Here is a 5177-nt window from a genome sequence, read left to right as displayed (position 1 = left end):
CAAAAACGCCCCTTGTAAAATAGTTGCGATCAGCAATCAGCCCTTACAGCTGAAATAGAAAAACAGCCTGTTTGAAGCCCGCGAAGCGGGCGAGTTCTGTTTTTCCAGCTGTAAACTAAGCTTTCCGTAACTTTTTTCATCAGCGCTTGATTTTTTGGCTACTTTTTGATCAAGCAAAAAGTAGCTTTAAAAAATTCATTTTTTAACAGTGTCAGGAACAGATACTATAGCCTTATTGCAATTTTGAATACATAGTGCACTTCCTGGTGATATCATTGATGGTTAAATATCAAGTTTTAAAAAGCGCTATACGATTAGGAAACTGTCTTTTATCTTTCGTCACGCTACGAAATTGGCTATTTAACGAAAGATCTTTATTTCCCAATACAGAACTTAGAGAAAATTTCACCCAAGATCTCTTCTGTAGTAATCTCCCCTGTAATTTCACCTAGTGCTTCTAGTGCACTGTTTATATCGACCACTAGCCACTCATTCGATCGTTGTTCCGCCAGTCCGTTCACTACAGCTTCTAAGGCTTGCTTGCTTTTTTGTAACCGATCGTAATGGCGGGCATTGATGATGATCGTTCCTAGGCCATTTATAGATTCTTGTTGTACCATGGCCAAAAGCTTATTTTTAAGCACTGCCAGCCCGCTACCCTTTTTTGCATTCATCAAAAAATAATCTTTAAAACTTTCTAGCGCAATAGCTGGTGCAAGGTCCATTTTATTACCTATCTTAATGGCAGGCAGCCCTTCCAAACCCAATACCACCAAATCTTCTTCCGCTTGTCTAAAGGTCGTATTGGATAGATCAACCAAGTAAAGTACGATGCAAGCTTTGCTTAATTGTTGCTTGGTTCGCTCAATACCTATCGCTTCTATGGCATCCGAAACGGTTGCCCGTAAGCCAGCTGTATCCACAAATCTAAAACGGATACCTCCTATGTGTAGGCTTCCTTCAATGGTATCTCGTGTAGTGCCTGCTATAGGCGAAACAATGGCTCGTTCTTCTTCTAATAATGCATTCAATAAAGTTGATTTACCTACATTCGGTTTGCCCACAATCACTACTGCAACGCCCTGTTTAATAACATTACCTAATTGAAAACTATCTATTAGCAAGGTTAAGGTGTCAATAAGCTGACTGGCCAATGTTTGCAGCTGGTTTCTATCTAAAAAAGCAACATCTTCCTCTGCAAAATCGAGTTCTAGTTCTAGCATGGCTGCAAAATGGCGTAATTTTTGCCGTAACGTTTGTAGGGTTACAGAAAAACCACCACGCATTTGGCTAAGTGCAGTTTGGTGGGCCAACGTACTGTCTGCTGCAATCAAATCAGCAACTGCTTCTGCTTGCGCTAAGTCAAATCGACCATTTAAAAAAGCCCTTTTGGTAAACTCACCTGGCTCAGCTACCCGAATACCTTGTGCTACAAATAATTGTATTAACGCTGCTACAATAAAAGGGGCCCCATGGCAAGAGATTTCAACAGCATCTTCCTTAGTAAAAGAGTGCGGTGCAATAAAAATGGAAACCAATACCTCATCGATTTTTGTATCGCCTTCTTGAATCACGCCAAAATGAATGGTATGCGAGGCTTGTTGGGTCAAGTCATTGCCACGAAATACTTGGTTCACCATCTGTATAACACCACGCCCAGATAGACGTACTACGGCAATGGCACTAACCCCTTGTGGGGTAGCTAGGGCAATAATAGGGTCTTGGTTAGGATGCATTTTATGGTATAAATAAGGTTTCTGGATAGCCTACTTCCATCAAGGTTAATCCGTGCGCTGGCATTAAGCTCAGTATAGGGCGAATAGGTGGTTTTTCTCTAATAAGGCCAGCTAGTGCTGCTAGATCCATTTTACCAATGGCTACTTTAAGGATCGTGCTGACAATAACCCGTACCATACCCCGTAAAAAACGATTCGCTTTTATCTGAAAGATCACACTTTGATCTATTTGTAGCCAATTAGCCTCCTTTACATCACACACAAAACCATGAGCGTTTTTTTGAAAATCGGTATCAGCTTTTTTACTAAAAAATTCAAAATCAGTTGTTAGGCAAAACAAAGTCGTTATTTCATTCAATAAAACAAGTGGTGGCATGCGGCACAGCCAAAGCGCATGATCTTTATAAAAAGGATTTTTTTTTATAACGATGGTATAGTGGTAGGTACGATAAGAGGCATCAAAACGAGCATGTGCCCCATCTATGACTGGACGAATAGCTGTGATGCTGATATCAGATGGCAAAATCCTATTCAGCCTATAGATCAAATCACTAGGATCTATCGCTCTTATTAGGTCAAAATGGGCAACCTGTTGCTGTGCATGTACTCCTTTATCGGTTCGACTGCTACCTGAAATAGTAATAGGCATGGATAGCACTTTACCGAGTGCCTCTTCTACCACTTGTTGGACAGCTAGTGCATTTTTTTGAACCTGCCAGCCACTATAGGCTTTGCCTAAATAAGCTATATATATAAAATAACGCATGAGATAGATTAGCATAGTTTACAAGGCTTAAACTTATGTTAAGCTTGCTTAAAAGCTATCATAAATTTAATCATAGTTAGGTTATTTATCGAAGTATAATTGGGTAAATGTTCCAATTTTCACTTAAAATCAGGATATTTTGTATGTTTTAATTACAAAAATCGATGCATTTAGGTCAGAAAGCTTACTGATTACCGGCTCTTTTTTACTCTTTTTCAGTATGGTTATTACCAAGCGATCTAATAGGCTAGGTATTCTAGTGTTGATTATATTTCTATTGGTAGAAATGGCTGCAGGCCATGAAAAATGGGGCAATATTGACTTTCATAATCCTATAGCTGCTCAATTGCTGGGTGCTATTGCCCTGATTTTGATTTTTTTACAGGAGGTATAGCAACTAAGTACAATCATACATGACTCATGCAATGGAATAGTCTATTACTGGCAATAGCAAGTATTGTACCTTACAACTGTTAGTACTGACCTATTTATTTGGGGAATAATAAAAAATGTATAAAAATTTTTATACATTTGATTATTAGGGATTTAGCTAGCTTAATCAAACTGGTTAATATATAAGCACTATAAAAAATGTGCTGCTAAGTAGTACATCCTGCTGCATACAACCAAGTAGACGAACTAATCGAGTAATTTTATTTCAATAGACTGCTTGCAAAACACTACTGGTAATTTGCATGTTGCACTGGTGCTTACATCCTCACGTACGTGAGATACGATCTAGTTTTGCGCTCCGTTTCTCCTACAGATTCTTCAGCATAAGTGAAATTAGCAACAAGTCCAACACCTATTTTAGGTAATTTTAATTTTTATGACCAAGAACTATATGATAAGCTACAAACTAGTTAATCCAATAGCAAGGCTATTGATCTGGTTTTTATCCTTTACTACAGCTTGTAGTAGTCGCCAATACAATACTCATTTGAATAAAAAAACAACACTCAATCAGAAAACGAGTAACGTCAAAACAAAACTAGCTCAAAATGATAGAGGTAAGCATGACCATATCAATATGAGTAATCAAGACCTATTTGGCAATACCCTACTTCATCGAGCAGTATCTAATTACTCACCAAAGTTAGTTAAAATATTAGTCAATAAACAAGTTATTAAACTAAATATTCAAAATAATAATGGTGATACGCCGCTGCATCTGGCAGCAGCTAATGGACAGCTCACAAACGTTGAAGTTTTACTTAATGCAAGAGATATTGAGGTAAATATTCAAAATAATAATGGCGATACACCGCTGCATCTGGCAGTAGCTAATGGACATTTGAACCTAGTAAAAAGGTTATTGAACGTAAAAAATATTCTGGCAAATATCCAAAATAATAATGGCAATACGCTACTGCATCTGGCAGTAGCTAAATCTAATGGATATTTAAAGATAGTTGAAAAGTTATTGAAAGTAAAAGGTATTCAGGTAAATATAAAGGATAAACAAGGTAATGCCCCTATTCATCTAGCAGTGCATGGAAAGTATCCGGACATCCTTGCAACTCTCCTAAAACATAAAAAAACCGGGTTGGATATAGATATAAATCAGCCAGGTAAAAATAATAATACCCCACTTCATTTGGCACTATTAAATGAAAATTGAGATATATTTAACATGTTGCTCAAGGAAGAAGATATTCACTTAAATAAAAAAAACAGTGCTGAAAGGGCGCTACTGCATCTAGCAGTGTATATGGATCATTTGCACATAGTTCAAACATTACTGAAGCAAAAAGATATTAATGTGAATATAAAAGACTCGGATGGCAACACGCCTCTGCACCTAGCAGCGCGTTTGGATGGCAATACGTCTCTGCATCTACCAGGGCGTTTAGATGCTTCACCGATAGTTGAAGCATTCCTTCAAGATAGCCGCACTAACTTAAATGCCCAAAACAAAGATGGCCATACTGCCCTTTATTTAGTAAATTATGAAGTGCACTTGATTTAGCTAAAATAAATCACCATCAGCCATATGTTGATGATTGTGCGCCGTAGAAACACAGATAAGTGTTGAAGCTGTGCAGTAGATGAGGGCGGGCCCCTCAAAGCCGGTTTACAAGAGCAGGCTTTAAACAACCATAAGCTGCTTTGGTAAAAAACCAAGGTAGTGAGCGTTATGGAAAAGGCACAATTAGATGTCATGTATGAAATAGAGAGACGAACGCAAGTGAACCATTGATGAAGTGTCGAAAGCGTATAGACGATGTCAAAACCAGGGGGTAGTCGTTAACCTGGGATAAATCTACCGGGAGCTTGTTTACTGGGTAGGTGGCGTCCGGCATAAAAGTGGCGTGAATCTATTTCAGGCTATTGCATGGAACTACGGGAACCTGTCATTTCGATGATAAGGGAGAAATCCAAAGAGCTGATCTCTAAGGATGAGAGTACCGATGCGAAAAACAGGGGCGGAGCAACTTGTAGTAGTGATGAAGTTTCTGTAATGGAAATGGAGCGAAGGGGTTGCGTTATTTAGTTTTAATTATTAATCAACTAAAAAAAAAGGAGGAATTAATGAATGAAACAAAGTCTTTTGATATACCAAAGCAATTGATTTGGAAAGCTTATAAACGAGTATCCAAAAACAAAGGTGCAGCAGGTGTAGATGAGGTCTCGATAACAAAGTTTGAAGAAAATCTAAAAGATAATCTATACAA

General features: G+C 38.1%; 5 protein-coding genes and 1 pseudogene. 4 read left to right on the top strand and 2 right to left on the bottom strand.

Annotated elements, in window-relative coordinates; translation table 11 throughout:
- Window positions 1-374: 374 nt before the first annotated feature.
- Both mnmE and truA read right to left on the bottom strand, forming a co-directional pair.
- Window positions 375-1736 carry a tRNA uridine-5-carboxymethylaminomethyl(34) synthesis GTPase MnmE gene (gene mnmE / locus MUW74_RS02820; protein WP_243518230.1) on the bottom strand — a complete coding sequence of 454 codons (1362 nt, stop codon included), beginning with the start codon at window positions 1734-1736 and terminating at the stop codon, window positions 375-377.
- Window position 1737: 1 nt separating this feature from the next.
- Window positions 1738-2517 carry a tRNA pseudouridine(38-40) synthase TruA gene (gene truA / locus MUW74_RS02815; RefSeq protein WP_243553056.1) on the bottom strand — a complete coding sequence of 260 codons (780 nt, stop codon included), beginning with the start codon at window positions 2515-2517 and terminating at the stop codon, window positions 1738-1740.
- A gap of 124 nt (window positions 2518-2641) precedes the next feature.
- On the opposite strand from truA, the gene MUW74_RS02810 reads away from it, so the two are divergent.
- The 4 genes and pseudogenes from MUW74_RS02810 to MUW74_RS02795 all read left to right on the top strand — a co-directional run.
- On the top strand, window positions 2642-2896 hold the full coding sequence (locus MUW74_RS02810; RefSeq protein WP_243518263.1) for a hypothetical protein: 255 nt from the start codon (window positions 2642-2644) through the stop codon (window positions 2894-2896).
- A 435-nt stretch (window positions 2897-3331) separates the two neighbouring features.
- The gene (locus tag MUW74_RS02805; protein ID WP_243518266.1) at window positions 3332-4123 is read left to right on the top strand and encodes an ankyrin repeat domain-containing protein; all 792 of its coding nucleotides are present in this window, start codon (window positions 3332-3334) and stop codon (window positions 4121-4123) included.
- Window positions 4124-4135: 12 nt separating this feature from the next.
- Window positions 4136-4471, top strand: a complete 336-nt coding sequence (locus MUW74_RS02800) for an ankyrin repeat domain-containing protein (RefSeq protein ID WP_243518269.1) — start codon at window positions 4136-4138, stop codon at window positions 4469-4471.
- Between the two features lie 512 nt (window positions 4472-4983).
- Window positions 4984-5177, top strand: a pseudogene (locus MUW74_RS02795) (hypothetical protein); the annotation flags it as partial.

The sequence above is a fragment of the Candidatus Cardinium sp. cBcalN2 genome (assembly GCF_022810445.1).
Taxonomy (GTDB): Bacteria; Bacteroidota; Bacteroidia; order Cytophagales; family Amoebophilaceae; genus Cardinium.
This window is presented reverse-complemented; position numbering and strand designations above follow the sequence as displayed.

Bases quoted from the DNA above. Each gene is read 5' to 3' on its own strand.
- MUW74_RS02805 (WP_243518266.1), top strand. From the start codon at position 3,332: ATGACCAAGAACTATATGATAAGCTACAAACTAGTTAATCCAATAGCA.
- truA (WP_243553056.1), bottom strand. From the start codon at position 2,517: ATGCTAATCTATCTCATGCGTTATTTTATATATATAGCTTATTTAGGC.
- MUW74_RS02800 (WP_243518269.1), top strand. From the start codon at position 4,136: ATGTTGCTCAAGGAAGAAGATATTCACTTAAATAAAAAAAACAGTGCT.
- mnmE (WP_243518230.1), bottom strand. From the start codon at position 1,736: ATGCATCCTAACCAAGACCCTATTATTGCCCTAGCTACCCCACAAGGG.